21 protein-coding genes and 2 pseudogenes are annotated in these 26526 nt (G+C 59.9%); 8 read left to right on the top strand and 15 right to left on the bottom strand.

Annotated features, from left to right (window positions below; all coding sequences use genetic code 11):
* Positions 1-116 precede the first annotated feature (116 nt).
* The 3 genes from ACP7B0_RS03665 (at position 117) to ACP7B0_RS03655 (ending at position 5070) form a co-directional block, all read left to right on the top strand.
* Positions 117-2231 (top strand): PQQ-dependent dehydrogenase, methanol/ethanol family, encoded by a 2115-nt coding sequence (locus tag ACP7B0_RS03665; protein ID WP_426139547.1) that lies wholly within the window; start codon positions 117-119, stop codon positions 2229-2231.
* 87 nt (positions 2232-2318) lie between these two features.
* A complete protein-coding gene (locus ACP7B0_RS03660; RefSeq protein ID WP_426139546.1) occupies positions 2319-3164 on the top strand; it encodes a transporter in 846 nt (281 codons plus the stop codon).
* Positions 3165-3435: 271 nt separating this feature from the next.
* Positions 3436-5070, top strand: coding sequence for an AMP-binding protein (locus ACP7B0_RS03655; RefSeq protein WP_426139545.1), 1635 nt, complete (start codon positions 3436-3438; stop codon positions 5068-5070).
* Positions 5071-5202: 132 nt separating this feature from the next.
* Here ACP7B0_RS03655 and ACP7B0_RS03650 read toward each other — a convergent pair.
* The 3 genes and pseudogenes from ACP7B0_RS03650 to ACP7B0_RS03640 form a co-directional block, all read right to left on the bottom strand.
* Positions 5203-6387: pseudogene (locus ACP7B0_RS03650) on the bottom strand (aldehyde dehydrogenase family protein); the annotation flags it as partial.
* A 281-nt stretch (positions 6388-6668) separates the two neighbouring features.
* Positions 6669-7343, bottom strand: coding sequence for a response regulator transcription factor (locus tag ACP7B0_RS03645; RefSeq protein ID WP_426139544.1), 675 nt, complete (start codon positions 7341-7343; stop codon positions 6669-6671).
* A gap of 63 nt (positions 7344-7406) precedes the next feature.
* Positions 7407-9059 (bottom strand): phosphoethanolamine transferase, encoded by a 1653-nt coding sequence (locus tag ACP7B0_RS03640; protein ID WP_426139543.1) that lies wholly within the window; start codon positions 9057-9059, stop codon positions 7407-7409.
* 318 nt (positions 9060-9377) lie between these two features.
* On the opposite strand from ACP7B0_RS03640, the gene ACP7B0_RS03635 reads away from it, so the two are divergent.
* The gene (locus ACP7B0_RS03635; RefSeq protein WP_426139542.1) at positions 9378-10064 is read left to right on the top strand and encodes a histidine phosphatase family protein; all 687 of its coding nucleotides are present in this window, start codon (positions 9378-9380) and stop codon (positions 10062-10064) included.
* Complete coding sequence (locus ACP7B0_RS03630) at positions 10064-10906, top strand: phosphatase PAP2 family protein (RefSeq protein WP_426139541.1); 843 nt, start codon at positions 10064-10066, stop codon at positions 10904-10906. The genes ACP7B0_RS03635 and ACP7B0_RS03630 overlap by 1 nt, the downstream gene beginning before the upstream one ends.
* A gap of 30 nt (positions 10907-10936) precedes the next feature.
* Here ACP7B0_RS03630 and ACP7B0_RS03625 read toward each other — a convergent pair whose 3' ends face one another.
* The 5 genes and pseudogenes from ACP7B0_RS03625 to ACP7B0_RS03605 all read right to left on the bottom strand — a co-directional run bounded on the left by ACP7B0_RS03625 (position 10937) and on the right by ACP7B0_RS03605 (position 15744).
* Positions 10937-11638 (bottom strand): VIT1/CCC1 transporter family protein, encoded by a 702-nt coding sequence (locus tag ACP7B0_RS03625; RefSeq protein ID WP_426139540.1) that lies wholly within the window; start codon positions 11636-11638, stop codon positions 10937-10939.
* Positions 11639-11697: 59 nt separating this feature from the next.
* The gene (locus ACP7B0_RS03620) at positions 11698-12663 is read right to left on the bottom strand and encodes an FAD:protein FMN transferase (protein WP_426140055.1); all 966 of its coding nucleotides are present in this window, start codon (positions 12661-12663) and stop codon (positions 11698-11700) included.
* A pseudogene (locus tag ACP7B0_RS03615) lies at positions 12653-14833 on the bottom strand (PepSY domain-containing protein). The gene ACP7B0_RS03620 and the pseudogene ACP7B0_RS03615 overlap by 11 nt, the downstream one beginning before the upstream one ends.
* A 25-nt stretch (positions 14834-14858) precedes the next feature.
* Positions 14859-15329: a DUF2271 domain-containing protein gene (locus ACP7B0_RS03610; protein WP_426139539.1), complete on the bottom strand. Its 471-nt coding sequence runs from the start codon at positions 15327-15329 to the stop codon at positions 14859-14861.
* 91 nt (positions 15330-15420) lie between these two features.
* Positions 15421-15744, bottom strand: coding sequence for a PepSY domain-containing protein (locus tag ACP7B0_RS03605; protein WP_426139538.1), 324 nt, complete (start codon positions 15742-15744; stop codon positions 15421-15423).
* Between the two features lie 132 nt (positions 15745-15876).
* Between ACP7B0_RS03605 and ACP7B0_RS03600 the strand changes: the two genes are divergently transcribed.
* Both ACP7B0_RS03600 and ACP7B0_RS03595 read left to right on the top strand, forming a co-directional pair.
* A complete protein-coding gene (locus ACP7B0_RS03600; protein ID WP_426139537.1) occupies positions 15877-16536 on the top strand; it encodes a response regulator transcription factor in 660 nt (219 codons plus the stop codon).
* Positions 16533-17876 (top strand): sensor histidine kinase, encoded by a 1344-nt coding sequence (locus ACP7B0_RS03595; RefSeq protein ID WP_426139536.1) that lies wholly within the window; start codon positions 16533-16535, stop codon positions 17874-17876. Before ACP7B0_RS03600 ends, ACP7B0_RS03595 begins: the two co-directional genes overlap by 4 nt.
* Before the next feature lie 59 nt (positions 17877-17935).
* Here ACP7B0_RS03595 and ACP7B0_RS03590 read toward each other — a convergent pair whose 3' ends face one another.
* Positions 17936-18511, bottom strand: coding sequence for a thioesterase family protein (locus ACP7B0_RS03590; protein ID WP_426139535.1), 576 nt, complete (start codon positions 18509-18511; stop codon positions 17936-17938).
* 108 nt (positions 18512-18619) lie between these two features.
* Between ACP7B0_RS03590 and ACP7B0_RS03585 the strand changes: the two genes are divergently transcribed.
* A complete protein-coding gene (locus ACP7B0_RS03585) occupies positions 18620-19585 on the top strand; it encodes a GlxA family transcriptional regulator (protein WP_426139534.1) in 966 nt (321 codons plus the stop codon).
* Between the two features lie 62 nt (positions 19586-19647).
* Here the strand turns inward: ACP7B0_RS03585 and ACP7B0_RS03580 are convergent, their stop codons facing one another.
* The 6 genes from ACP7B0_RS03580 to ACP7B0_RS03555 all read right to left on the bottom strand — a co-directional run bounded on the left by ACP7B0_RS03580 (position 19648) and on the right by ACP7B0_RS03555 (position 26526).
* Entirely contained in the window at positions 19648-20700 is a 1053-nt protein-coding gene (locus ACP7B0_RS03580; RefSeq protein WP_426139533.1) for a helix-turn-helix domain-containing protein, read from the bottom strand.
* 67 nt (positions 20701-20767) lie between these two features.
* Positions 20768-22246: an aldehyde dehydrogenase family protein gene (locus ACP7B0_RS03575; RefSeq protein WP_426139532.1), complete on the bottom strand. Its 1479-nt coding sequence runs from the start codon at positions 22244-22246 to the stop codon at positions 20768-20770.
* Between the two features lie 51 nt (positions 22247-22297).
* A complete protein-coding gene (locus tag ACP7B0_RS03570) occupies positions 22298-23146 on the bottom strand; it encodes a VOC family protein (RefSeq protein ID WP_426139531.1) in 849 nt (282 codons plus the stop codon).
* Positions 23147-23167: 21 nt separating this feature from the next.
* Positions 23168-24799, bottom strand: a complete 1632-nt coding sequence (locus ACP7B0_RS03565) for a bifunctional 3-(3-hydroxy-phenyl)propionate/3-hydroxycinnamic acid hydroxylase (RefSeq protein WP_426140054.1) — start codon at positions 24797-24799, stop codon at positions 23168-23170.
* A 44-nt stretch (positions 24800-24843) separates the two neighbouring features.
* Positions 24844-25671, bottom strand: a complete 828-nt coding sequence (locus tag ACP7B0_RS03560) for an IclR family transcriptional regulator (RefSeq protein WP_426139530.1) — start codon at positions 25669-25671, stop codon at positions 24844-24846.
* A gap of 6 nt (positions 25672-25677) precedes the next feature.
* Entirely contained in the window at positions 25678-26526 is an 849-nt protein-coding gene (locus ACP7B0_RS03555) for a fumarylacetoacetate hydrolase family protein (protein WP_426139529.1), read from the bottom strand.

The raw sequence follows: 26526 nt of genomic DNA, 5'->3' as shown, positions 1-26526 counted from the left end.
GAGAATGCCAAGCGGTTTGGCAGACTCAGTCAAGTGGCAAGGCGTGGCAGGCTTTTTAATAGGCTTGCCTGGGCTTGGGTTGAGACCGAGCCGACCATCGCTGGAGAAGAATAATAATGAACACGCGGAGCTTGCTGACAAGCACCCCTTTACTGATGGCCGTGATCGGCTCTTTTGCGTGGGCGGGTCCGGCGCAGGTCGACGGTCATCGAATCATCGCCGCCGATCAGGAGCCGGGCAACTGGATGAGCCATGGCCGTACCTATGATGAGCAGCGCTACAGCCCGCTCAAGAGCGTTAATGATGCCAACGTCGGGCAACTGGGCCTGGCCTGGACCACTAAGCTGGACATCGACAGCGGCACCGAGGCCACACCGCTGGTTGTCGATGGCGTGATGTACACCACAGGCGCCTTCAGCATCGTTTATGCGATCAATGCCGCCACAGGGGAATTACTCTGGAAGTACGATCCGAAAGTCCCGCCCGAAAACCTTAGCCAAGGATGCTGTGGCCCGGTCAACCGGGGCGTCGCGGTATGGCAGGGCAAGGTTTATGTAGGCAGCTTCGATGGCCGCTTGATTGCGTTGGACGCCGCCAATGGTCAGCCGGTGTGGAGCGTCGACACCATCATTGATCGCACCAAGAGTTACTCCATCACCGGGGCTCCGCGCATCGTCAAAGGCAAGGTGCTGATCGGCAACGGCGGCGCCGAGTTCGGCGTGCGCGGTTACGTCACCGCCTACGACGCCGAGACGGGCAAGCAGGCCTGGCGCTTTTACACCGTACCGGGCGACCCGAAGTTGCCACCGGAAAACGCGGCCATGGCCAAGGCGTTGAACACCTGGGACGGCGACGGCTGGGTCAAATGGGGTGGCGGCGGGACTGTGTGGGACTCCATGGCCTACGATCCGAAGCTGGACCTGCTGTATATCGGCACGGGCAACGGCTCGCCGTGGAATTACCAATTCCGCACCAATGGCAAGGGTGACAACCTGTATGTGTCTTCGATCCTGGCGTTGCGGCCGGACACTGGCGAATACGTCTGGCACTACCAGATAACACCCCAGGACCAGTGGGATTTCACCGCAACCCAGCACATGATCCTCGCCGATATCAAAATCGACGGCCAAGTGCGCAAAGTGATCATGCAGGCGCCGAAAAACGGCTTCTTCTATGTGCTTGATCGAACCAACGGCAAGCTGCTCTCGGCGAAGAATTTCGTTCCGGTGAACTGGGCCAGTGGCATCGACTTGAAAACAGGGCGCCCGATTCTCACCGGCGCGGCGGACTACGCCAAAGAACCGAAAGTCGTGCAGCCAAGCTTTCTCGGTGGGCACAACTGGCACCCCATGTCGTTCAGCCCGAAGACCGGCTATGTCTACATTCCGGCCCAGTACACCCTGGCGGAACTGAAGGCCGCCAAGGTCCCGCAGTTTGTGCCGAACAAATCGGTGCTGAACTTCGGTCTGGATGTGCCGGACCTGCCGGAAGATCCGAAAGCCTTGAATAAAATCCGTGACGCCTGGAGCGGTGAGCTGATCGCATGGGACCCGGTCAAACAGAAAGCGGCCTGGAAACAGCCCTATATCAGCGCGGGCAACGGCGGCACGCTTGCAACGGCCGGTAACCTGGTGTTCCAGGGCACCGCCGATGGCCGCGTGGTTGCCTATCGCGCCGATACCGGCAAGCAATTGTGGGAGCATCGGGCCAACTCCGGGGTGATGGCGGGACCGGTGACGTACACCGTCAATGGCGAGCAGTACGTCGCGTTTTCGGTGGGCTGGGGCGGAATTCTGCCCTTGTTGACCGGCTCCTTGACCAACAAGGGCAAGGTGCGTGCTGAATCACGGGTCATCGCCTTCAAGCTCGGTGCCCACGGCGATCTGCCGCCACCCAAGGTTGCGCCTGTTCTGCCGGGTAATCATCAGGTACTGACGTCCACCCCCGAGCAACTGGCTCAGGCGCGCAACCTGTTCAATGGCCTGTGCGCCGGCTGCCACGGCCTCAATGCCATCAGCGGCGGCGTGGTGCCGGACCTGCGTTACCTGGATGACAACAAACACGCCGCGTTCCCGGCCTTTGTCAGCGGAGCGCTGATTGCCAAGGGCATGCCGAACTTCTCCGACATTCTCAAGCGCGAAGACATGGAGTCGATCCGGCAATACCTGATTAAGCGTACCCAGGATTTGCAGGCCGATCTCAAGGCCGCCGTGCCTGACGCCTCGAACTGATCCCACGTTGTTTCACCTGTGCCTGTCGACTCCTCGCGGAGTCGCCACGGCGACGCTATGCCCACAATAAAAACAAAGGGACACGCCATGAAAAGATTTAGCATTTTGACCCTCAGTACATTCCTGGCCGGCCTGGCTCAGGCCGATGTAAAACCTGATCCGGGCGACTACACCGCGCTGCCTCAGGGTACTGACGTGGTGGTCCTGTACCAGCAGAACCCCCGGGGCGACAAGGTTTACTCGGGCGGTAAGAAGGTTGCCGACAACCTTGACCTCGACATGACCGTCGGCGTCTTGCGGTTGATCCATTTCACCGAATTCTTCAACACGGGGCTGACCTGGGACCCGCAGATTGTCATTCCTTTCGGCTACCAGAAGATCGGTACCAGCGACAGCAAGACTTCGGGGCTGGGTGATATCATCTTTGGTGGCACCGTGTGGACCATCGCGGACCTTGCCAAAAACGAACATCTGGGTTGGTCAGTCTTTGTCACTGCCCCGACCGGCAGCGACAAGAATCAGGATTTCGCCTTGAGCAGCAACCGCTGGGCGTTGGACTTTCAGGTGGGTTATATCAAAGGGCTTACCGACAAAATCACCTGGGACGTGATCGCGGAGACCGAGTTTTACGGCGAACAGCGTTCCACCGATGCGAAAAAAGATCCGTTACTTCAACTACACAATCACCTGCGCTACAACTTCACTCCCGACACCTACGCGGCCATCTCTTACCGCCACAACTGGGGCGCGCGCGAGACGCTCGACCATGACACCCTGGCCACCAGTCGCAGTAACGGCACGCTTGGCTTTACCGTTGCGACCATGCTGGGCAAGCAGACACAGGTTATGGGGCAGCTTATGCATGACACGTCGGTACGGGAAGGTGTGAAGATCGATAATTCATTGCAGTTTCGTCTGGCGTACTTCTATTGATCAGCGGCGCTTTTGTCTTGGAGTTGCTGGCCGGCAGGGACCTGGTCCAGGCCGGCGTTGGCTTGATAACCCATCATCACCGATTCCACTGGTAATCGTCGATAAAGGCTGAGCGGCTGAACCGGTGCCAGCCCCGGGGCACTCACTGCGTGCGACCCCAAGGAATGGCCAAAGCAGTCAGGGTTTTTGAGCCGTTTTGCCATGGTCGTGTACCGGACGGCAGCGCTAGTATTCGCACACATGATCCCAACAATAATAATGAGAGATCGTCATGCGCGATTATCAGTCTGCGATCACTGCCTTTGATTACCTGCACGCCGTTGATCAGGATTTGCAAGGCAATCTTGAGTACCTTAACGGCTGCGTCGAGTGCTGTGATCGACACGTCAACGGCGAGGCGGTGGCCTTGTACTGCGAAACACAGGACGGTCGCGCCGAACACTATACTTTCGCCGAACTGCAGGCCCATGCTGCGCGGTTTGGCAACTTCCTGCGGGAGCAGGGCGTCAAGCCAGGAGACCGCGTTGCCGGCTTGATGCCAAGAACGGTTGAGCTGTTAATCACCATTCTGGGGACCTGGCGGGTGGGGGCGGTCTATCAACCGCTGTTTACCGCGTTTGGCCCCAAGGCAATCGAGCAGCGGTTGGGCTGCTCAAACGCACGCTGGATCGTGACCGATACCGTCAATCGGCCAAAGCTGGATGAGATCGCCGACTGCCCGGTCATCCTGTTGGTGGGCGGTAGCCCGCAGGGCGAGTTCGATTTCTGGAGCACCTTGCAGCGTCAGAGCAGTGAATGCGAGCCGCTGCTGCTACACAGCAATGCACCTTTCATGCTGATGTGTACCTCGGGCACCACGGGGCCGGCCAAACCGTTGGAAGTACCCTTGCGCGCGATTCTCGCCTTCAAGGGCTATATGCGGGATTGCATTGACCTGCGTGAAGAAGACCACTTCTGGAACCTCGCCGACCCTGGCTGGGCCTATGGTTTGTACTACACGGTCACCGGGCCCTTGGCTTCAGGTCATGCCACGCTGTTTTACGACGGCCCGTTCACGTTGGAGAGCACTTGCCGGGTCGTAACCCAATACGCGATCAGCAACCTGGCCGGATCGCCAACGGCCTATAGGCTGTTGATCGCCGAAGGCGACACGTTCGCTGACGCCATTCGTGGGCACCTGCGGGTCGTCAGCAGTGCTGGAGAGCCGCTTAACCCGCAAGTCATTCGCTGGTTTGCCGAGAAGCTCGGCGTCGTCATTCACGATCACTACGGCCAGACCGAAACTGGCATGGTGCTATGCAATCACCACGGGCTGCGTCACCCGATACGGGAAGGCTCCGCGGGTTATGCCGTCCCCGGATATCGCGTTGTTGTGCTTGATGCGGAGCAGCGGGAACTGCCGGCGGGGCAGCCGGGTATTCTGGCGATTGACCGCGAGCGCTCGCCTCTGTGCTGGTTCGACGGGTACTTCGGCATGAGCACCAAAGCCTTTGTCGGCCGCTATTATTTGAGTGGCGACGTGGTGGAGATGAATGACGATGGCAGTATCAGCTTCGTGGGCCGCGACGATGACGTGATCACCACGTCCGGCTATCGAGTCGGGCCATTCGATGTCGAAAGCGCCCTGATCGAACACCCGGCGGTGGTCGAGGCGGCCGTGGTTGGCAAGCCCGACCCGCAACGCACTGAGCTGATAAAGGCCTTTGTCGTATTGAACAGGCAGTATTTGCCAAGCGACGAGTTGGCCGAGGTACTGCGGCTGCATGTTCGACGGCGCTTGGCCGCCCACGCTTACCCGCGAGAAGTGGAGTTCGTTGAGCAACTGCCGAAAACCCCCAGTGGCAAGCTGCAGCGTTTCATCCTGCGAAACCAGGAAATAGCCAAGCAGCGAGCACTCGATGCGTGAGGCGCAGCTTACCCCGGCAGCCCGTGAACGCTGTCGATCGTCACGTCGGTATGGGGGTTCGCCCTTGATTCGCCCGCTCTGGGGCCCCCCTGTCAGTGCGGGGCCTCGTAAGCGGGCTTGCCGTTCAAGGCATCAGTTGGATGACGCTTCGCGTTTCACTACCAGGGTCAGGATGTCGTAACTGGCGACCAGTTCTCCCAGTTGATTGGTCACTTCCACATCCCAGGCCACCACCCCTTGGGGAATGCCCTGCGGGCTCTTCTTGCCCTGGTCGATCTTGCGTTTGCAGGTCAGGCGCGCCTGGATGGTGTCTCCGATGCCAACCGGGTTAATAAAGCGCAGGGTGTCCAGACCGTAGTTGGCCAGCACCGGGCCGGGGGCCGGAGAGACGAACAAACCGGCCGCCGCCGACAGCACGAAGTAGCCGTGGGCGATGCGTTTGCCGAACTGGGATTCTTTCGCTGCAATTTCATCGAAGTGCATATAAAAGTGATCGCCGGACAGGCACCCGAAGTTCACCAGATCGGCTTCGGTCACGGTGCGACGGTGAGTCAGCAGCGACTCGCCGATCTGCAGGTCCTGGAAGAACCGGCGAAACGGATGCACTTCAGTTTCGATAACCTTGGCGCCACGCACGTATTCGCCGGTGACTGCCGCCAGCATGGTTGGCGAGCCTTGCACTGCCGCGCGTTGCAGGTAGTGCTTCACGGCGCGCAGACCGCCGAGTTCTTCGCCGCCGCCAGCACGGCCGGGACCGCCGTGTTTGAGTTGTGGCAGGGGTGAGCCGTGGCCGGTGGATTCGGCGGCCGATTCGCGATCCAACACCAGCAAACGGCCGTGCCAGGCCGCCGCCACCGGGATGGCCCTGGCGGCGATCCGTGGATCTTTGGTGATCAGACTCGCGACCAGGCTGCCTTTACCGCGCGCCGCCAGGACCAGTGCTTCCTCCAGATCGTCGTAGGCCATCAGCGTGCTGACCGGGCCGAACGCTTCGATATCGTGAGCACCGCCCTCGGCGTGCGGGTCACGTGATTGCAGCAACCTTGGCGCAAAGAAGGCGCCCTGGCTGACGTTTTCACCGCGTGGCTCGAAGCCGTCGCGGGCACCGAACAACAGGTCACTGCTCTGCAACAGGCTTTCCAGGCGCTCGGCAACGTCTGTCTGCTGGTCGTGAGACGCCAGCGCGCCCATGCGCACGCCTTCCACCGACGGGTCGCCCACCACAACGTTCGCCAGGCGATCCCGCAGGCGGGTGGCCACTGCATCAATGTGTCTGGCGGGCACGATCGCCCGTCGCGCGGTGCATCGACGGTGAGCTTAGCCGGGACCGGGTCTAAGGTGATAACCGCTATGAAGGGCGTTACGCAGGAAGGAAAACGCTACCGAATCAGTCGCTCATCCGGCCTTGAATCGCGATGTCGGGTGTGCGCAGTTATTTGATCAACTCGGCTCGAGTGAGGTTGAGCATAACCTGACGGTTCAGGTGCTCATGATGGCAATCTCGAAAATGCTATTCGCACGCCAGGATCGCTAACCGCGTTCTGCCCGCATTAAGTGTGGGCGTGGCATTGTTTGAGCTGTGACAGGGCCCGCCGTTTCTATTGAGGACCTTGCAATTTGTAGCCCATGCCGTGAACAGTGTGCAGCAAGGGAATATCGAAGGACTTGTCTATTGTTCTGCGCAGCGTGTAGATGCTGGTGCGCAAACTGTCAGAGTCAGGTGTATTACTGCCCCAAAGGGCTTGCTCGAATTCACGGCGTCTCACCAACAAGGGACTTTTACGCATGAGTAATTCAAGAAGCACCCTGTTGGTCGGGTTGAGTCTGAGCAGCTGTCCTGCCCGCTTCACTTCCAGCGAGTCCAGATCGTAGGTCAGGTCATGTACCTGAAGTATGTGCTTGCGAAAACCATTGGCACGCCACCCAATGGCTTCAACGCGAGCAAACAGCTCTGACAGTGCGAACGGTTTGACAATATAGTCATCCGCGCCAACGCTGAACCCGGTCAGTCGGTCCTCCAGTTGGTCCCGGGCGGTCAGCATCAGAATGGGGACCTGCTGCCTGGTGGTTTCCCGGATCTTTTTGCAGACCAGGTTGCCGTCCATTCCGGGTAGCATCAGATCCAGAATGATCGCGTCATAGTTACCGGTCACTGCAAGATGCAGCCCAGTCAATCCATCCAGGGCTCCATCCACTTCGTACCCTTTGAGCGTGAAGTACTCCGAGATGTTGGCCAGGATATCTTTATGATCTTCGATAACGAGTATGCGCATGGGTCCCTCATTTTTATTCGGCGTAGAAAACCTTGCCGGGCGTCCTGAGTATACAGACGAGAATCAGTCATTACGGGCTAGGACACCTGGAGTAGCCCCCCCTCTGCAGCCCGCAAACATATCCAGCGTGGCGTCGTAGGCTTGGGTCTGGACCTTTAGCAAGCCAAGCATCGAATGAAACAGATTGTCGTGGCTTAATGACGTGTCGCGAGTTTTCTGCAGACAGGTGGTATCGACCGAGAATGATTGCTGATAACTGTCCGAAAACCAGACAAACAGCGGCACATGTTTTTGTTGATCCGGGCTGAGCATGTAAGGCGTGCCGTGCAGGAACAGGTTGTACTCGCCCAGAGACTCGCCATGGTCCGAGAGGTAAATCATTGCGGTGTCGACCTTGTTCTGATTTTTACGCAATACATCAATTAGGCTGGCCAGCACGTAGTCCGTATAGAGCAGGGTATTGTCGTAACCATTGACGATACTTTCCCGGCTGCAATTATCCAGTGCATTGCTTTCGCAGACCGGGGTAAATTTCTCGAATGCCTTGGGATAACGCTTGAAATACTCGGGGCCGTGGCTGCCCATCTGGTGAAGTATCAATACCGTGTCTTTATCAAGCTGGTCAATGTAATTCTGTAAACCCTGCAGCAGGATTTCATCCCTGCATTCGGTGGCGGTGCACAAACCGGGATCTATGGAGTTGCTGACATCCTGCACCGTCACGCGGTCGCACGTACCCTTGCAGCCGGACTGGTTATCTCTCCAAACCACCTCGAGGCCAGCACGCTTGAGCAAGTCCAGCAAGCCCTCCTGGGTTTTGGCAGTGGATGCCTCATAATTCTTGCGCCCCATATTGGAAAACATACAAGGTACTGATACCGCTGTTTCAGTGCCGCAGGACTGGACGTCGGTAAAAGCAATCATTCCCTGTTCTTTGCGCAGTTCTGGATTCGTGTCGCGGTTATAGCCCAGGAGGCTGAAATTCTCCGCTCGCGCGCTTTCGCCCACAACCAGCACGGTGAGGGATTTACGCGAATGCTGTGCCCATTGGCTGCCACGCATTGCATCTTCACCGATTTTCATGAAGGGTTTTTTCGCTGTGACCACTTGTTCACGCAGGTACCCGATGGACGCGCCGATGTAGTTGCTGGGTACGACCATCAGTCGCAGCTCATGGTGATTGCGAAAAAGTGACGACAGGCCTTGATAGTTCAGCAGCGCAATGGCGCCGAGGATGGCGGTGCAGCAAACGCAAACCAATACTTTACTGAGCAGCTCGTGGTGAAAACGCCGGTAGCGGATGGGCGTTTTCAAGAGCAGGAACGAAGGCAGCAGGCCTAACAGCACAATGTAAGCAAACAGTTTAGGGGAAAGCAGGCCTCCTATCTCAGTCGCATTGGTTTCTGCAAGGTTTCGTAGCATGCCAACATCGATGACCGCGCCATAGCTATTCATGAAGTAAGCGACGCCAGCGCTGATCATGAATAAGGTCGTCAGAACAGGTTTTAATGCTTTGCGAAAGGACAGTAAGGTGATGGCTATATTAAAGATGCAAAACAATAGAGCACCCAATGCCAGCCTCAGAAGCATGCCCGTTCTGGTGGCTTCTGTAATGCTGAATACGTGCTGCCAGAGGGCCGTATTGAAACCAATTAACAGGAAGGTGCTGGCGACCACAATCGCCACTTCCGGGTACACGGGTTTAATTTTAAACATACGTTTCTACTTGAAAAATAGGGGCGTGCTACGGCGCCTGGCGGTGCTTTCTCCAGAGTGCGAACTGTAGGGGGCAGTTCGTCAATTTTTTGTGAAAAACATGACAACAAAAAGTGGCGTATTAAACGTCGCGTGGCGCACGGTTCAGAGGTCGATCTGCAAGGGTAAATAATTAAGAAAGGCAAAAACTTAAACTTTTTTTTCACACTCTTTTCACCGGTCAACTACGGAGCGTCTTTTATTTTGCAGCCTGCGGGTGGGATGGCATTCGCTATTCAAGTCCGAATGGCATCATCTTTATTTTTCAGGAGCGCTGGTGTGATCCACACTGTGATGAATGAATCGATAGTTTCCAGAGATGCCTCTCGAACGCCTCACATTAACTATGTGTCTATCGCAATGATTACGGTTACCGTTGCGCTTCTGGCGACAGTGAGTTGGTTGTGGACCTCGACGTCTATTGTTGACTTGGGTGTGGGGACTCACCTGCGCAAGTCAGGACTTGCCGAACAGTGGGCCCGAGGAGACGTCGTGGTGATGGTCAGGCATGCGGAACGATGTGATCGATCCGTTAATACGTGCCTTGGCAGCGCGGATGGCATCACTGTAGACGGCAGCCGTTCAGCGCTGGCGGTGGGTGCCGGTCTGCAGCGCCTGGGGCTTGAGAAAACCAGAATGGTTGCCAGTCCGATGACCCGCACTCGGCAGACGGCTGAATTTATCCTGGGGCAGACCGTACAAACCCAGGACTGGGTCAGCGACTGTGACGGTGGCTTTGGGGATGCCCTGATCACTCATAAAAAGCCGGCAGAGAATCTGGTTCTGATTACCCATAGTGGCTGCATAGACCAATTCGAACGAAGGATGGGCGTGCGTGGCGGGGACCGTTCCAGCGCTTACGCGCAAGCCTTTTTCGTCAAGGTGGATGGCAGGCACCCGCCGAAGATTATCGGGTCGCTGGATGCAGACCAATGGGCAACACTTAACATTGAGCGGTTGAATTGATGAACGTCTCCAGTACTCGATTCAGGTTTTACAGTCGCAACCTCGGCCTTCCGATACTGTTCGCGTTGGTGACGTTTATCGCGTTCGACCTGACAGATCTGGATCGTCTGTTCACGAATCTGTTCTATGACCCGGTTGCCGGTGTGTTTCCCATCGACCATGTTCACGCGTTTGAAAAAGTGACGCATAAATGGGCGCGGATCATCCCGAACTGGACCGGTGAGCTGGCTATTGTAGGGGCGTTTCTTTCCTTCCTCTGGCCGTGTCTTGAGCGGTACCGAGAGACGCGGCTCGCCGGGTGCATCGTTCGTTCGTCAGTGGCGACCCCACTGAAATTTCTTCGCCAACACCGGCTTGATTTCTTTTTCATCATCGTCGCTTTTGCGCTGAGTACCGGCGTCATTCACTTCTTGAAAAGTCATACCAGCATCTATTGCCCGGTTGAAACGACGCTCTATGGCGGCACTGAAATTCGCAGGGAATGGTTCGAAAACTTCACCCTGTGGCACGAAGCCGGATCCGGGCGATGCTGGCCAGGTGGACATGCTTCCAGCGCGTTCAGCATGTTCGCCGTGTACTTCGTTGCACGACGTTATCGTTGGCACTATTCCAATATCTTGCTGGCTGGCGTGTGCGTCCTGGGCATGGTCTACGGCACCGCGCGGGTGGTGCAGGGTTGGCACTATTTCTCGCACACCCTTTGGGCCGGTATTTTCGTGTGGCTGAGTACGCTGCTGAGCGCGCTGTTTTTCTATGGTCGCTCGAGACTTCAGCAGCCGATCCGAAAAGCCAACGACTCGCGTTCAGTCGCTGGGGGCGCGAGTGATGCATGTGTAGATTAGCCGCGAACCTGGCCACCAACAGTCGAGGAACTAGACCACCGCGCCAAACAAATGGCCGACCAGCGCGGTGACCCCCATGGCCAGCGCGCCCCAGAAGGTTACTCGCCAGACGCCGGTGATGACCTTGGCCCCGCCGACTTTGGCGGCAACGGCGCCCAGTGATCCAAGGAATACCAATGACATGCCCGATATCCAGGCGATCACACTGTGCTCCGGTGCGACTGCCGTCACCGCCAACGGCAATGCGGCGCCCGCCACAAAACTGGCGGCCGAGGCCCAAGCGGCCTGCAGAGGTTTGGCGGTGAACGTGTCGCTGATGCCCAGTTCCTCCCTGGCGTGTGAGCCCAGCGCGTCGTGGGCCATCAATTGGTCGGCGACCTGGCGCGCCAGGTCCGGTGAGACACCCCGGTTGATGTAGATGTCGGTGAGCTCAACGTGTTCGGCTTTCGGGTCGCTTGCCAGTTCTGCCCGTTCCCGGGACAGATCGGCCTGCTCGGTATCCGCCTGGGAGTGAACGGAAATGTACTCGCCTGCGGCCATGGACATGGCGCCGGCCATCAATCCTGCCATTCCGGTGACCAGCAAGGTGGCGTGGCTGGCATTAGCCACCGCGACGCCGACCAGCAGGCTTGCGGTAGAGACAATTCCGTCGTTGGCCCCCAGCACGGCGGCGCGCAGCCAGCCGATTCGATCGCTTCGGTGAGATTCGGTGTGCCTGTGCATGAATTTCATTGTTTGACGAGACTCACTGTGATTGGCGTTTCAAAAGGTCAGGTTGCAGACAAGCGACATCAATGCATTTCAATGTGCGCCTGCAACTGGCCGCCTACAATGGACAGTTCATTGAGCTGGTCACCGTTGCGCACCACGAATAACGCGTCCATGCCGCGCTCCTGTGCCAGGCGCGGGCCTTCGGTTTCGCCCAGGACCATCAGTGCGGTGGCCCAGGCGTCGGCGAGCATGCATGAGGCCGCCACGACCGTCACGGCGGCGAGCGCGTTACGCAGCGGTGCGCCGGTGGCCGGGTCCATGGTGTGGGCATACGACTGCCCCTCCACATGGACCCAGTGTCGATAGTCGCCAGACGTGGCGATGGCGGCATCGCTGAGTTCCATCACACCCATGACTTCACGTGTGCCACGGCAGGGTTTTTCCAGGGCCACCACCCAGGGTTGAGCATCCGGTTTAATACCACGGGCGCGCATCTCGCCGTCGATGCCGACCAGATAGCGTGTGATGCCGAAACCGTCCAGGCAGCGGGCCAGTTCGTCGACGCCGAACCCCTTGGCGATCCCGTTCAGGTTGAGGCTCAATGGCGCGCGTTTACGCACCTGATTGCGTTTCGGATCCACCACCAACGCTGCACTGGCGGACAACCGGGCGCGTGGTGGCAGGGTGCCAGGCTCCCCTTTGGTGATCGACTGTCCGCCGGGTCCGAAACCCCAGGCGTCCACCAGGTCACCGGTGGCGATGTCGAAGGCTCCGCTGGATTGCTGACTTACTCGTATCGCGGCGGACAATACCGTGATCAATGCCTTGGGCACTGAAAGCCATTCCTGTTCTGGCGCCATGTTAAGGCGGTTGAGGTCGGAATCGGGTTTCCAGTTCGACATTTGCTGATCCACCTGACCCACGGTGCATGCCAGGCTCTGGCTGATTTCTTCGATATCGATCCCGGCTGCGGCGAAGAACAGGGCCGTGTAGCGGGTGCCCATGGTTTCACCGTTCAGGCTGTAGCGTTGCAGCTCAGTAGACATCTTCACGGTAGCGTCCCTGGACCTTGAGGGTCCGCACGTTTAGGTTCAGAGGGATAAGCACTTCATCCAGGGCCAGCATGACGCCCTTGGCCATTTCGCGACTGCCACACACCAGGATCTGGGCGCGTTTTTCAATCAACCTGCGCAAGGCCTGCGCGTCGTTGATGAGCCGGTCCTGGACGTAGCTGCGGTCCTGAACCTGAGAGAAGGCGGCGTGCAGTGCGGTGAGTCGTCGATCCGCCAGGTACTGGCCGAGCTCCGTTTCATAGAGGAAATCCGAGTCAGGGTTGCGTCCGCCCCAATAGAGGTGCATCGGGTGATGAGCCTTGTTGTTGCGGATAAACCCGGCCAGTGGGCCGATGCCGGTGCCCGCGCCAATCAATATCACCGGGTGCGCGCCCGACGCCGGGCGAAATTGCGGATTAGGCTGAATAAAGGCTTCGATCTGCGCGCCAATGCTCAGGCCATGAAGGAATGGCGAACACACACCGCTTTCGTGTTTGCGTACACAGATCTCCAGCATGCCGTCCTGCGAACCGCTGGCCAGTGAGTAAAAACGCGGCACAGGGCTGCCCGGCGGCACAATCCCCACCAGGTCGCCGGCCTCAAAAAATGGCAGCGTACCTGCGGCTTTGAACCGCAAAACGTGGGTCGGTGCATTCACCTGGTTACCGTAGATGATGCGCTCGCTGAGCGCCAACCGATGGGTAGACGGCTGCCTGGTGACGTGTACCAGCTTCAGGTCGTGTCCCAGCACTTCGCCCAATGCGTCACCCCAACGAGCGAACGCCTGAGGGGACTGGCGGTTGATGGTTTCCAGCTCCAGTATCGGTGAGCCTCCGGCCCGTGACAGGGCGCTCTACACCTGATGGGCGAACTGACAGAACTGCGGAAACTGCCGGTCGCCAAAGCCCAGTACGGCAAATGGCTGTCCGGGTTTCAGACCGAACCTGGACAATCGCGTCAGGAACCTGGAAGCCGAAGCGGGTGCATCGCCGTCACCCTGCGTGGCCGTAAGGATAAATACGCGCCTGGCGTTGGGGTAATCCCCCGACCATTCATTCATGGCCGCGCTGTGCACCTGATGACCGGCCTTGTGCAAGGCGTCATGCAAGGTGTTGGCAAAGGTCCAGGTGCTGTTGTTTTCACTGCCCACAAGAATAAGGCTGTCGGCAGACCGGGCGGGGCTGTTGTGGCGGATCTTCGGTGCGGCGGAGCGGCGGTGCCACCACAGCAGGATGCCAGTGACGCTCATCAAGGGCACGCAGAGGCCGCACACGCCGAGCGCCAGGCCCAGCCACCAGAGGCCTTCGCCGGTGTGCAACCGGTAGACCCATTCGTAGGCGTCGCGCATCGAATCCTGTGGCTGATAGGACAGCAACGCACCACTGACCGGGTCCACGTAGCCATCGCCCTGGGCCGTGCGCAAGGAAAACACGTCCTGTGGGTTGCCGGGACTCGGGTAAACCAGCTCGCGCAGGTCACTCAGGTCCGTGGCCTGCAAGGCTTGCAGATCGGCAACGGGCAAGCCGGGGCCGACGCTGATGTGGGCAGGGAAGGCAGGTTCACTTTGAGTGCCGTCGGCGATCAGGCCAAACGTAGTGGCGGACATGTAGAGCCCGGTCAACGCAGATAACAGCAACCCGAGCACAGCCAAGCGACCGATTTCCGCGTGCCAGCGCTGGCTGAAGGTGCCCCGCAGTGGCAGCAGCAGATTGCGCCAGCCGCCCAGGCGCCGGGCCAGTAACAGCGCGCCGGACACGCACAGTACCAACATAAACAACGCGCCAGCCCCTGCCACCCCGTGGCCCGTTGTGCCAAGGAACAGCGACCGGTGCAGGTCTTTCACCCAGCGTGAGAACGCCGATGGCGCGTAAGGTGCGAGGCCTTGGCCGGTCAGTGGGTCAACCTTTTCGGCGCCGGCCTGACCGTTCTGGTTGTAGTAGACGATGACGGTGCCGGACGCCGTGCGCTGAATCTGCTCGACGCCCGAGAAGTGATTGGCCACACGCCCGGCTACTTGGCCGACGTTGAGTTGCCCGGCGGTGACGGGCCCGCTTTGCAGGCGCTCAAGGACTGGGTCAACCGACAGGATCGCACCGCTGATGGCTAACAACATGACCAGCATGGAAGCAATCAGACCGGGCAGTGAATGGAATTGGCGAAGCATGTTCAGCCTCCAGAGTTACCAGGTGCTACAGGTCGTATCTAAAGGTGTCGACGTAGACAGTGCCGGTTGCTGGTTGGCCTGCACCCTTGGACGTCAGGGGTACAGTGACATCGGCACGGGCGTCACGTTTGTCCTCGACGGCGCTGTCGATACGGATCTGATACCCGGCATCGATCAGGGTGTCCGCCAGCTCGACACTGACTTTGAGCGTGCGACCGCTGCCGACACTCGCGCCGCTGACCCCGTCAAACTCGCTCGGTTTCAGCCCGCTACCACGGGCCCAATCGCCCAGGTGCTTGTAGTATTTGGCCTTCTTGCCCGCCACCCAGAGGGTTTTCTGATACTGGCCGCTGGCGTCGGTGACATAGATCGCCAGGGACGCTTCGTTGCCACCGTAGTTCTTGAGTTGGGTGGTCAAGGTCACTTCACGCGCCTGAGCGAGCCCTGGCAGGGCAATGGCACCGGCGAGACAGGTTGCTGCGATAATGTTTTTCATGGGGGTGTCCTTTTGATCGGTAAGTGAGAGCTTGGGCCTGCTTGCTGACAACAACCTGAAGGGCAGGAAAAACTCATGGACAGGTGAGGCGTCATTCGGTGAGTGGGCGAGCAAGGTAATCGGCGGCGTCGCCACCGTCGCGGAATCGAATCTGCAAGGTGTGCAGGCGCAGCGAGGCCGGTGAGTAACTGGCTTCGATGGCATTGCCTTTGCGGTCCAGAGCCTTGAGCTCGTAACAGCCGTCATCGACCTTGATGCGTTGCACGCTCCAGCCGTATTGCTGCTCGACCTTCTGACGCAAGGTGTCGCGCGGCTGCCAGTCGCTCACCGGGTCACTGCAATCGTCATCGGCCAGGGCGTAACCGCCCAGCAGCAGGCTCAACAACGCGGCACTGGCAATAAAGCCCGATTTCATGATCTGTCTCCTGTGGGGGGTGGCATCTGTGGCCTATCGTGAGGTGCATTCCTGACAGCCACCTGAATCTTCAGGTTGTCGTCAGGTGAGGCGATTAAGGTGCTGTACGAGAACCACCACAGGAGGTGCCGGATGCGGGTTTTATTGGTCGAGGATGCAACCGGGCTGGGGGAGGCCGTGCGTGAGCAGATCGCCGATGACGGCCACGCCGTGGATTGGGTGCAGAACCTGGGGCATGCGCGCAACAGTGTGCGCACCACACCCTACGACCTGATCCTGCTTGACTTGATGCTACCGGACGGTCGCGGTCTGGACTTCTTGCGCCAGCAGCGCTCAGCGGGATCCGTGACGCCCGTGATCATCCTGACCGCCCAGGATCAGATCTCCAATCGCATCGCGGGCCTCAATGCCGGCGCCGACGATTACCTGGTCAAACCCTTCGACCTGTTTGAGCTTTCGGCGCGTGTGGCCGCAGTGGCCCGCCGTTACAGCGGCAACCCCAACCCGCAGATCAAGCTCGGCGAGTTGCAGGTCGACATGAGCGCCCGCACGGTACAGCGTGCCGGCATCACCGTGGACCTGACAGCCCGCGAATGGGCGCTGTTCGAAGCCTTTGTTCAGCGGCCCGGCGCGCTGCTGTCGAAATCGCAGCTCGAAGAGCGGTTATACGCGTTCGGAGCCGAAATCGAGAGCAACACCATTGAGGTGTACATCAGTCGTCTGCGTAAAAAGCTGGGGCGCGACCTGATCGAGACCGTGCGCGGCATGGGTTATCGGTTGATGTCGGTATGAGGCCGTCTTCAAGCCTGCAAAAACGTCTCGGCCTGGGGTTGACCCTGGGCATGACCTTATTGTGGCTGGGAGCGACGGTCGGAGGCTGGCGGGTGGTCCAGCATGAGCTGAATGAAGCATTCGACAGCGCGCTTGAAGAGACTGCGCAACGCATCCTGCCTTTGGCCGTACTGGAAATCAGCAACCGGGAGGAACCCGGCGAGACACAACACGTTGCTACCCTGAAAATGCACAAGGAGTACCTGACGTACGTGGTGCGCGATGCCAAGGGCACGATCCTGATGCAGTCCCACGACGCCAATCCGAAAATCTTCAGCCAACACCCGAGTGAAGGTTTTTCCACCTCTGCAAAGTATCGCTTGTACGGCGCCAGTGCGTTACGCGAGACGCTGTTCATCGAAATCGCCGAGCCGCTGGATCATCGTCGTGAAGCCGCGCGGGAAGCCTTGTTCGCCTTGTTATTGCCGTTGTTGGCGCTGATTCCCGTCAGTTTGCTCGGCACCTGGTTGTTTGTGCGTATCAGCCTGCGCAGCGTGTTGGCTTACGGTCGTGCTGTCGAGGTGCGGGGTGTGGGAGATCTGTCGCCGATCAAGGTGGCGCACCTGCCCGCCGAAATCGATCCGTTGGCCGAGGCGGTCAACCACCTGCTGGAGCGCTTGCGCAAAGCCCTTGACGCCGAGCGAAGCTTTACCGCCAACAGCGCACACGAACTGCGCACGCCCCTGGCAGCGACCCTGGCGCAGATCCAGCGGCTGCGCCACGAGGCGCCCGAAGGTCCGTTGCGAGTGCGTGCGGCGAAAATCGAAAACTCGCTGCGCGAGCTGGCGCGGCTGTCGGAAAAGCTCATGCAGCTGGCCAAAGCCGAGGGCGGTGGGCTGTTGTCAGAAACGCCCCAGGACCTGATTCCGTTGCTGGCCCATGGGGTGGACGAGTGGAGCCAACGCAGCGGGCAGCGTATTGATTTACAACTGCCAAGCCAGGCCAATGTGTACTCGACCATTGACCCGGACGCCTTCGGCATTCTGTTGCGTAACCTGATTGAGAATGCGCTGAAGTACGGCGCAACGGATCAACCGGTCGAAGTCAGCCTCACCGGACAGGCACTGTTGCGGGTCGTCAATGGCGGGTCGACAGTGCCTGACGCGGTGTTGCAGCACCTGACCGAGCGCTTTGTGCGCGGTCACAGTGACATCAGCGGTTCAGGACTGGGCCTGGCGATTACCAAAACCATCGTGCAGGGGGTCAACGGCCAAATGAAGTTGTTGTCCCCTGCAACGGGTCGACAGGATGGGTTTGAAGTCTGCGTCTGGTTACCCCTTGCATCCATTCCAGAAAACTGAGGTTTTCGCAGAACAGCGTCATTGGCAGAGGTTTACGGCTCACTGCATTGTCCACCGCACTATTCGGCCATCAGGCCGGGCTGGCTTTCGGACGCAGCCTGTTCTTCATCACGCAACCGGGCGCTAAGACCGTCACAACTGGCTGACCACTCGGCCAGCCAGGAGGGCAGCGGTGGCGACTGCTCGTCCAGGCCCATCTCGCGGACGAATTCGGCTGGCATCACGTTGCCCTTCGGGCCGCGAAACAGACCGCGCATGATGACCACGCCGATCACTCGGTCGGCTTTCATAAAGCGGTGCTCGATAAAACTCCACTTGTCATCCCAACCCAGCAGGCGCGTGTGGACCTCGAAGCGCTCGAACAGCCTCAACTCGCGGCGGAACTTGCCCCACACATCGCCGACGATGGGCAGTGCCCGGTGGCGTAGAGCGACCCGAAATGCGCCGCTGCGCAGCACGTAATCCATGCGCCCGACATCCGCCAGGGTGAAATAGCGGCCGTTGGTGACATGCCGATTAAAGTCCAGGTCCAGCGGCCACACGCGCAGGCGCACGACGGTGCTGTCCAGACCATGGCTCTCGCGACGCCAGGGACGGCGTAGCAGCATCAGGAGAAGGCGAAACCAGAGGTTCATGGAGCAAGCACCTGCGTGAATGAGTGGCGGTAACTTTAGGCACAAAGGATGGCGTAGGATAGATGCAGAAATGACTTATTCCATGCGATTAATGCAAGTGAGCCCATCATGCATGTGACGCTGCTGCTCGCTGACCAATGCTCCCTGGCCAGCGCCACCCTGGCACTCGAGGTGTTCGACGCGGCCAATCACTTTGCGGCGCCTGCAAGGCCCGTGTTCGAAGTGACGGTTGCCTCGCTCGACGGTAGTGCGGTGCGCAGCCCTGGAGGGCGAGGCCTGGAGGTGGATGGGTCGCTCGCCGACATTGAGCGGACTGATCTGGTGCTGATCCCCGGTTTTCTCTTCAGCCTGCGCGATGTCCTGCCGCAGCTCGCGCAATACGGCCCCTGGCTGAAACGGCAGCATGAGCAGGGCGCGGTGATTGCCGCCATGTGCACGGCCACTTTCATGCTGGCCGAGGCGGGCTTGCTCGACGGCGTTGAGGCCACCACTCATTGGGCCTTCGCCGACTTGTTGCGCCGACGCTACCCAAGGGTTCACGTGGACGCAGGGCGCATTCTCTGTGAAGACACCCGCCTGATCAGCAGCGGTGGTGCCAGCGCAGCGATGGATCTGCTGTTGCATGTGATCCGCCGTTTCGCCTCGCTTGAGCTGGCTCGGCACTGCAGCCGCTACCTGCTGATCGACAGCGTGCGCACAGAACAGTCGGTCTATGTGCTGTGGTCGATGCCGAGAAATCATGGCGATGAAGCGATTCTGCGGGTGCAGGACTGGATGGACACGTGCTTCGATCAGGCGCTGCTGATTGATGAGCTGGCCGAGCGCTTCGGCTTCGGGGTGCGCAATTTCAAACGCCGTTTCAAGGAAGCCACCGGCTACAGCCCATTGGCCTACCTGCAGGCGCTGCGCCTGGAAAAAACCAAACACTTGCTGGAAACCACACGGCTGGGTTTCGACGCCATCACCCGTCAGGTCGGCTACGAGGACAGTAACTCCTTGCGCCGGCTGTTTCGCCAGCGCATCGGGGTTTCGCCAACGACCTTTCGCAAGCGTTTCGCCAGACCGGAGGCTTGAGCCCGGAGGTGCGTTCGGGACGGGACGCCGCTGAGGGTGGAAGGCTCAGGTGCATCAAGCGGTTAAGCGAGGATCACGTCTTGTGCCTTGCCCCGCACTAAAACCGGGTCCTGCGCAGCGGCTAGGGCAAAGGGCGCAGCCCCTAGCGCTGAGGTTTCGCGAAACAGCCGGGGCGACATGCCGTAGGCCGACTTGAACGCCTTGCTGAAGTGGGAGCTGCTGTTGAAGCCCCAGGCATAGGCGATGTCCGTGATCGAGCGACAGGCATGCCCCGGGTTTCGCAGGTCTTCCGCGCAACGGGAAAGACGGCGTTGCCAGATGTATTCGTTCAGGCTGCTGCTTTGATCGTCTTCAAAGACCCGATGCAGGGTGCGTACGGAGCATTGCACGGCATGGGCGATACGCTCGATGCTGAGTTCGCGTTCGGCCAGGTTGTGCTCGATAAACGATTTGATTCGGTGCTGTTTGAAGTAGCGAAAGTCATGTTCGAGCTTCGCTTCCTGACGCTGATTTTCCAGTGAGTTGTTCAGCAGGGACAGGATGCTCTGGCCGACCAAACCGGATGTCGTGTCGTTCATCAGGGTGTATTGGGCGTAGGCATCGGTGATCAGGTGCTGAAGCATGCGGCCGAGGCCATTGCGGTTGTTCAGGTGCATTTCCTGGCGTTCACGCACGCTCGGGGGCAGGCCGTGGCACAGCAACATCAGGTATTCGCACCCCTTCATGCTGGTGACATTGAAGGGCCGTCCGCAATCGAGCAGCAGAATTTCCCCTGGCGTCAGGGCGCAGCTTTTGCCGCCTTGCTCGAAATGGCTGACCTCACTCATTTGCAGGATGAGTAACCAGGACGTGTCGGATGGGGTGAGGGCTTTGCTCAGGCTTCTTGAGAAGCGATGGGGGCTGCACACCATGCGACAAAAATTCAGATCACCCAGCGCGCCATACTCCAGCCGACCACTGAAAGGGCGATCCAGAATGGGGTCAAAATGGGTGGTCTCCAAACGCCGCACATAGTCCGGGGTCTTGCCCAGATGGCGGCTCATGAACTCTCGCCATTTAATCAGACGATCCGTATGGACGAATTGATCGGTGGAAACAGAGGCCAGTGTGCTCATTGTGTGTTCTCTCGTTATAGTCGTCCGGAGCAGGGCTCCGGACGTAGTTCACGCAGGCGTTTACTGATCAGAAGGGGTAACTGTGTCCCCCAGGCTGCCAGGTGACCCAATGGGCGCGGGTGAATTCATCCAGCGCGTAATGGCCGTTGAAACGGCCCAGGCCGGAGTTCTTCTCGCCACCGAAGGGCGCGTTTGGCTGATCGTCGACGGTGATGTCGTTGATGTGCGTCATGCCCGCCACAATCTGTCGGGAGAAGGCCAGACCACGGGCCATGTCGCGGGTGAAGACAGCGCTGGACAACCCGTACTCGCCCGCGTTGGCCAGTGCCAGGGCATGTTGTTCGTTATCGGCCACCACCAGTGGCAGCAGCGGGCCGAAGGTTTCCTCCAACGCCAGTTCCTGGTTCGCCGGGACGTCGCCGAAGACGTGTGGCGGCAGCACCAGCCCTGACGGCTGGCCGCCGACCAGTTGCTTGAGACCGGCGGTATGGGCGTTGTCCACCTTGCGCAGCAGACCATCGAGCTGAGCCTGGTTGATCACCGGGCCGATGACCGTGTCCGCCAGGTTCGGGTCGCCGACCTTGAGCGCTTTCACCCGCTCGGTGACCAGCGCAGCGAAATCGCCGTAGACCTTGCGGTCGACGATTACCCGGTTGACGCTCATGCAGATCTGCCCCTGGTGGAGAAAACGGCCGACCACGGCTGCATGGGCAGCGACTTCGATATCGGCGTCATCCAGTACCACCAGCGGGCTGTTGCCGCCCAGTTCAAGCGCTACGCGTTTGATGTGCTGCCCACCGGTGGCGATTCGGCCGACGTTGCGCCCGACATCAGTCGAGCCGGTGAAGGAGATGAAACTGGGCACCTTGTGCTCGACAAAGGCATCGCCGATTTCCGAGCCAGCGCCGACCACGACGTTGAGTACGCCAGGCGGGAAACCCGCTTCCTCGAACAGATGGGCGAGCAGCAGGCCGCCGGTCACGGCGGTGTCGCTGGCCGGTTTGAGGACGACGGTGTTACCCAGGGCAATGGCCGGAACCACTGAGCGCATGCTCAGGTACATCGGGAAATTCCATGGGCTGATAACGCCGACCACGCCCAGCGGTTCGCGGAACACGAAACTCTGCTCGCCCGGTTTGTAGCTGGTCAGAATGCGCCCTTCGACCTGAAAGGGCATGCCCGCGCATTCACGTACCAGATTCAATGAACCGTGGCATTCAAAGCTGGCCTTGATGCGAGTGCTGCCGGACTCCTTGATCAGCCAGTCGGTGATTTCCTCGCTGCGTTGCTCGATTACCCTGGCCAGCGTGTTGAGCAACTCGGTCTTGCGGGCCGGAGGGGTGGCCGCCCATTCCTGTTGGGCGCGTTGTGCGGCGGTGTAGGCTGCATCAAGGTCTTCCCGCGAAGCCATGGGCATGACCAGCAACTGCTCGCCGGTGAAGGGGTTGCGGTTATCCAGGGTGCGCTTGGAGTTTCCGCTGATCCAGGTGCCATTGATGTATTGATGACCATTGAGGGCGTAGGCGGCAGGCATGGGGTGAGTCATTGTTATTCTCCAATTAGGGCTGGGCTTCAGCGCGGTTGAGTGATCCAGAGATCAGCTGCGAATCCAAGCGCGGCCCCATGAGTTTAAGGTGTACTCGCATTGCGGCCAGCGGCCCGGCGCTTGCTGAGGCGGGGTAACTTCCAGCTCGGCGGAAAACTCCAGGCGGTTACGGTCGGCGTCGACCACCATGAAGAACAGGTTGTTGCCGGGGCCATGTCGGCCGGGGCCGAAGAAGATAGTGATGTGTTCCTTGGCGAAGCGGTCGCCCCAGTCGCGAATATCGTTCCACTCGTTGGTTTCGTAGCAGTGGTGATCCCACTCATTGTTCGAGCCACGGAAGAACGCCAGGGTGTGGTGCTCGTCGTCCGAGCGCAGGAAGCACACCATCAGCTTGCCGGTCTCCTGATCCACCACGTTGTCGGAGATGGTGAAGCCGACGCTGTTCACGTAGAAGTCCACCATGGCCTCCAGCTCCGTAGTCTGGAAGACCACATGTTGCAGGCGACCGGGCATGCCTGGCATGTCGGCGTGTTGCAAGGTGCCGGCAACCCCGAAGATTGTTTCCCGCCCCTGAGGGTCGCGGATGCTGAAGGCACCCTCATCGAGCAGGGGGGAGCTGACGTTTTCTACCGGGCAGCCTTTTTGCTCCAGGCGCTGGCGCAGTTCGCTCAAGTGCTGCGGGTTTGCCACGCGGTACGCGGCGGCCAGCAGGCCCGAGGTGTCGGCCGGGCTGATTTGCACGGCGCGGTTGGGGCCCAGCAGCAAGGCGCTGCCGTCCGGGTAGCGTTCGCATTGCAAATCCAGCATGCGTTGATAGAAGTCGATCTGCCGCTGAGGCTCCTTACTGCCTATGTGGAGGTAGAGCAGGCGGGCGGGTGTAGAGGTTTGCAGGGTGTTCATGGTGGAACTCCTCTTGGTGCGTTACCTGAGTGCGTCGGCGGCCAGGGCAAATCCGCCGACCGGGACGGCGTGCTGGGTGTGGAACAGCGCTTCGAGCGCCTGGGCGATATGGGCTTCGTCGTGGCAGTCGAAGATCGCCGCGATGTAACGGTCCGGGCGCAGCAGCATGATTGCCCGGGACTCGAACAAAGCGGGCGGCAAGTTGTTTTGCAGGTCTTTCAGCACCTTGAGGGTGCCCGCTCCCTTGACCGTTGCCGGTGCGTCGGCCGGCTCGATGAGAATCCGCCTGGCCGCGAGGCTGTCCCACAGCGGGTGTTGCAGCCGCTCAAGCGCATTGCTGTCGGCACGCCCACACTGGATCAGGGCGAAGCCATCACCGATCAGTTCATCGAGCTTCTGCGCGTTGCCGGTTTCGTCCAGCAAAGTGGGCTGGGGAAACATCTCGCCGGTCTTGTAAGGGCCCACGATGCCGGTGGCGACCACCAGCCCCTTGGTGAAGCGTGGTTTGGGTTTGAAGCGCATCTGCAGGAAGTAGTCGCGCAGCGGCGGAACCTGGCCGATGACCCGGAACAGGCCGCTGATCACCTTGGCGCGCAGCGGGCTCGACGGGGCCATTACAACGCCGAGGTTCAGCGCAAGCTTTATCAGCGCCCAGGCATGAGTGCGGCGCTCGGTTTCGTAGGTATCGAGGACCTCTGGCGCCATCACGCCTTTCATGACCTGGATGAGTTTCCAGCCCAGGTTGTGGGCATCACGAATGCCGCTGTTCATCCCCTGGCCGGCATAAGGCGGCGTCAGGTGCGCTGCATCACCGGCAAGGAATACCCGGCCTGATTTCCAGCGCTCCGCCACCCGGGCGTGGAAGGTGTAGACCGTCTTGCGCACGATAGAAGTGGGCTTGTCGCCGCGGAACGGGCGTAGCAGTTCGCGCAGCTTGTCCTCTGCGAGCATTTCTTCGTCGGTTTCATCGGGCCCCAGCATCAGCTCGAAGCGCCGAGTCTTGTGCGGGCCTGGAACCTCGACGATTGGCCGGCGGGCATCGCAATACACCCGGGTTTGCCAGAAGGGGTCGTCGTCCTGATCGGTGTCCACCACCAGCCAGCGCGACTGGAAGCTGGAGCCCACCATCGACACACCGAGTTGCTTGCGCACAGGGCTGCGGCCCCCGTCACAGGCGATCAGATAGCTGGCGCTGATTTCGACTTCCTCACCTTCGGCATTTTTGACCAGCGCGACAACGCGTTGGTCGTCCTGGCGAAAGCTCAGCAGTTCGTGGTTGAAGCAGACCTTCAGCGAGGGAAAGCGTGTCATGCCCTCGCGCAGGGTCGCTTCAAACAGCGGCTGACGGAACGCATTGCGCTTGGGAAAACCGTAGGTCGCCGAGGTAGGCTCAACCTTGCCGAAGCAATGGCCGCCGGGGCGATTGAAGTAGTGGACGCCGTATCCGGCCACCACATCCTTGAGCACATTCTGATCCAGGCCGATGGCCTGCATGGTGCGCAGCGACTCGTCATCAATGGATACGGCGCGGGGTTCGGCCACGGTGCTGGCCTTGCGGTCGAGCACGATGGTGCTGATGCCTGCCTGGCCAAGCAGGTTCGCCAACGTGAGACCGGTCGGCCCGGCGCCTACGATAAGGACGCCCGATTGCATACCAAGGGTTGTCATTGTTGTTCCCTTCTTGCTTGAGTGGTCACTCAGTCCAACTGCCTGGGGCGGTGGGCTAGAGCGGCCGCTAACTGTGTAAGGTTGTCGGCCAGGGCAACGATCTGCTGCCCGTGCCGTTCATCCAGTGAGGTATCGCGCTCCTGGAGTGGACGCACGCAGGAGATGCTGCCGACGACCCGGTCCTCGCCGTCGAAGATCGGGGCCGCCAGGCCGTATACGCCGGTGTCGACCTCGGCGGCGGTGATCACGAAGCCCTTGCGGCGAATACGTTGCAGTGAGCGGCGGAACTCGTCCCAGGTCTGGCCCAGGTTGCTCTGACGTATCAACTGCGGATTCTCCAGAAACAGCTGGTTGTGCTGGCGCGTGCCGAGGTGAGCAAGGATCGCCTTGGACGTTGCGCCCATGAACAGAGGGCGCGGTGTACCACGGGCATAACTCACTTCATCGGTGAGGTCGCCATTCTGGTGGATGCAGACGACCTGATTCTTGAACAAACGGCAGACCAGCCAGACCTGATGCTCGCTCCATTGCGGCAACTCGGGTTCGAGCTGCCTGGCGGCGCGCACCAACGGGTCGCTGACGCGCAACTGACGATCCCAGGTAATGATCCGTGACCCGAGGGTGTAGCGGCCGGCCTCGACCTGAAACAGCAGATCGGCATCGGTCAGTTCGCGAACGTAGCGGTAGACCGTGGAGCGGGTGTAGCCCAGCGCGGCTCCCATATCGTCCACGGCCCAGATCGGACTGGCCTCGGTAAAGATGTCGAGCACGCGCAGCATGCGCTCAAGGCTGGAGGCCTTGGCGACGACGGGGGCCGTGCTGCGGCTGGGCCGGGTTTGTTTAGACAGGCCGTCCATTTTTCGTTACTCGTCTGCGATGGTGTTGCGCAGGATGCCAATGGACGCGATTTCCACCTCGACCACGTCGCCCGGTTTCATCCACACCGGCGGTTCACGGAATGCCCCCACGCCACCGGTCGTGCCCGAAACAATGACGTCACCCGGCGCCAGTTCGGTGAAGGTGGTGCAGTATTCGATGAGTTTGCGCACGTCGAAGATCATGTCGGCGGTGCTGGTGTGCTGCATCACTTCGCCATTCAGGCGGGTGGTCAGCTCCAGGTTCTGAGGGTCGGCGATTTCGTCGGGGGTCACCAGCCAGGGGCCAAACCCGCCGGTACGCGGGAAGTTCTTGCCCGGTACGAACTGGATGGTGTGCTTCTGCCAGTCACGCACGCTGCCATCGTTGTAGCACGCGTAGCCCGCGACGAAATCGAGGGCATCGGCCTGTTTGACGTGCCGTGCCGGCTTGCCGATGACTATGGCCAGTTCGCCTTCGAAATCCAGCTTGTGCGAAGCCGTGGGGCGCAGGATGGCCTGATCGTGGGCGGTCTGGCTGTCGGCGAAGCGGGTGAAGATCATCGGGTAGGTCGGCATTTCGCGTCCGGTTTCGCGAACGTGGGTGGCGTAGTTGATGCCGATGCAGAGGATCTTGCCCGGCCGGGTAATGACAGGCTGAAAGGTGATGTCCGCAATCGCCACGCGGGGCAGGTCGGCCAGCTCGTTCGAGCTGAGCTCGACCAGACGGTTGCGCTCGATGGCCTCTTTGAGGTCCTGACCCAGGGTGGCTTTCAGTGACTCCAGATCAATGATCCGGTCACCTTCCACAATGCCGTAGGAGTCGCGGCCCTGGTACGTAAAACTGGCGATTTTCAT

The organism is Pseudomonas sp. DWP3-1-2, from assembly GCF_049896285.1.
Classification (GTDB): domain Bacteria; phylum Pseudomonadota; class Gammaproteobacteria; order Pseudomonadales; family Pseudomonadaceae; genus Aquipseudomonas.
The sequence above is the reverse complement of the archived record's forward strand: the minus strand, read 5'-3'. Positions and strand labels throughout refer to the sequence as shown.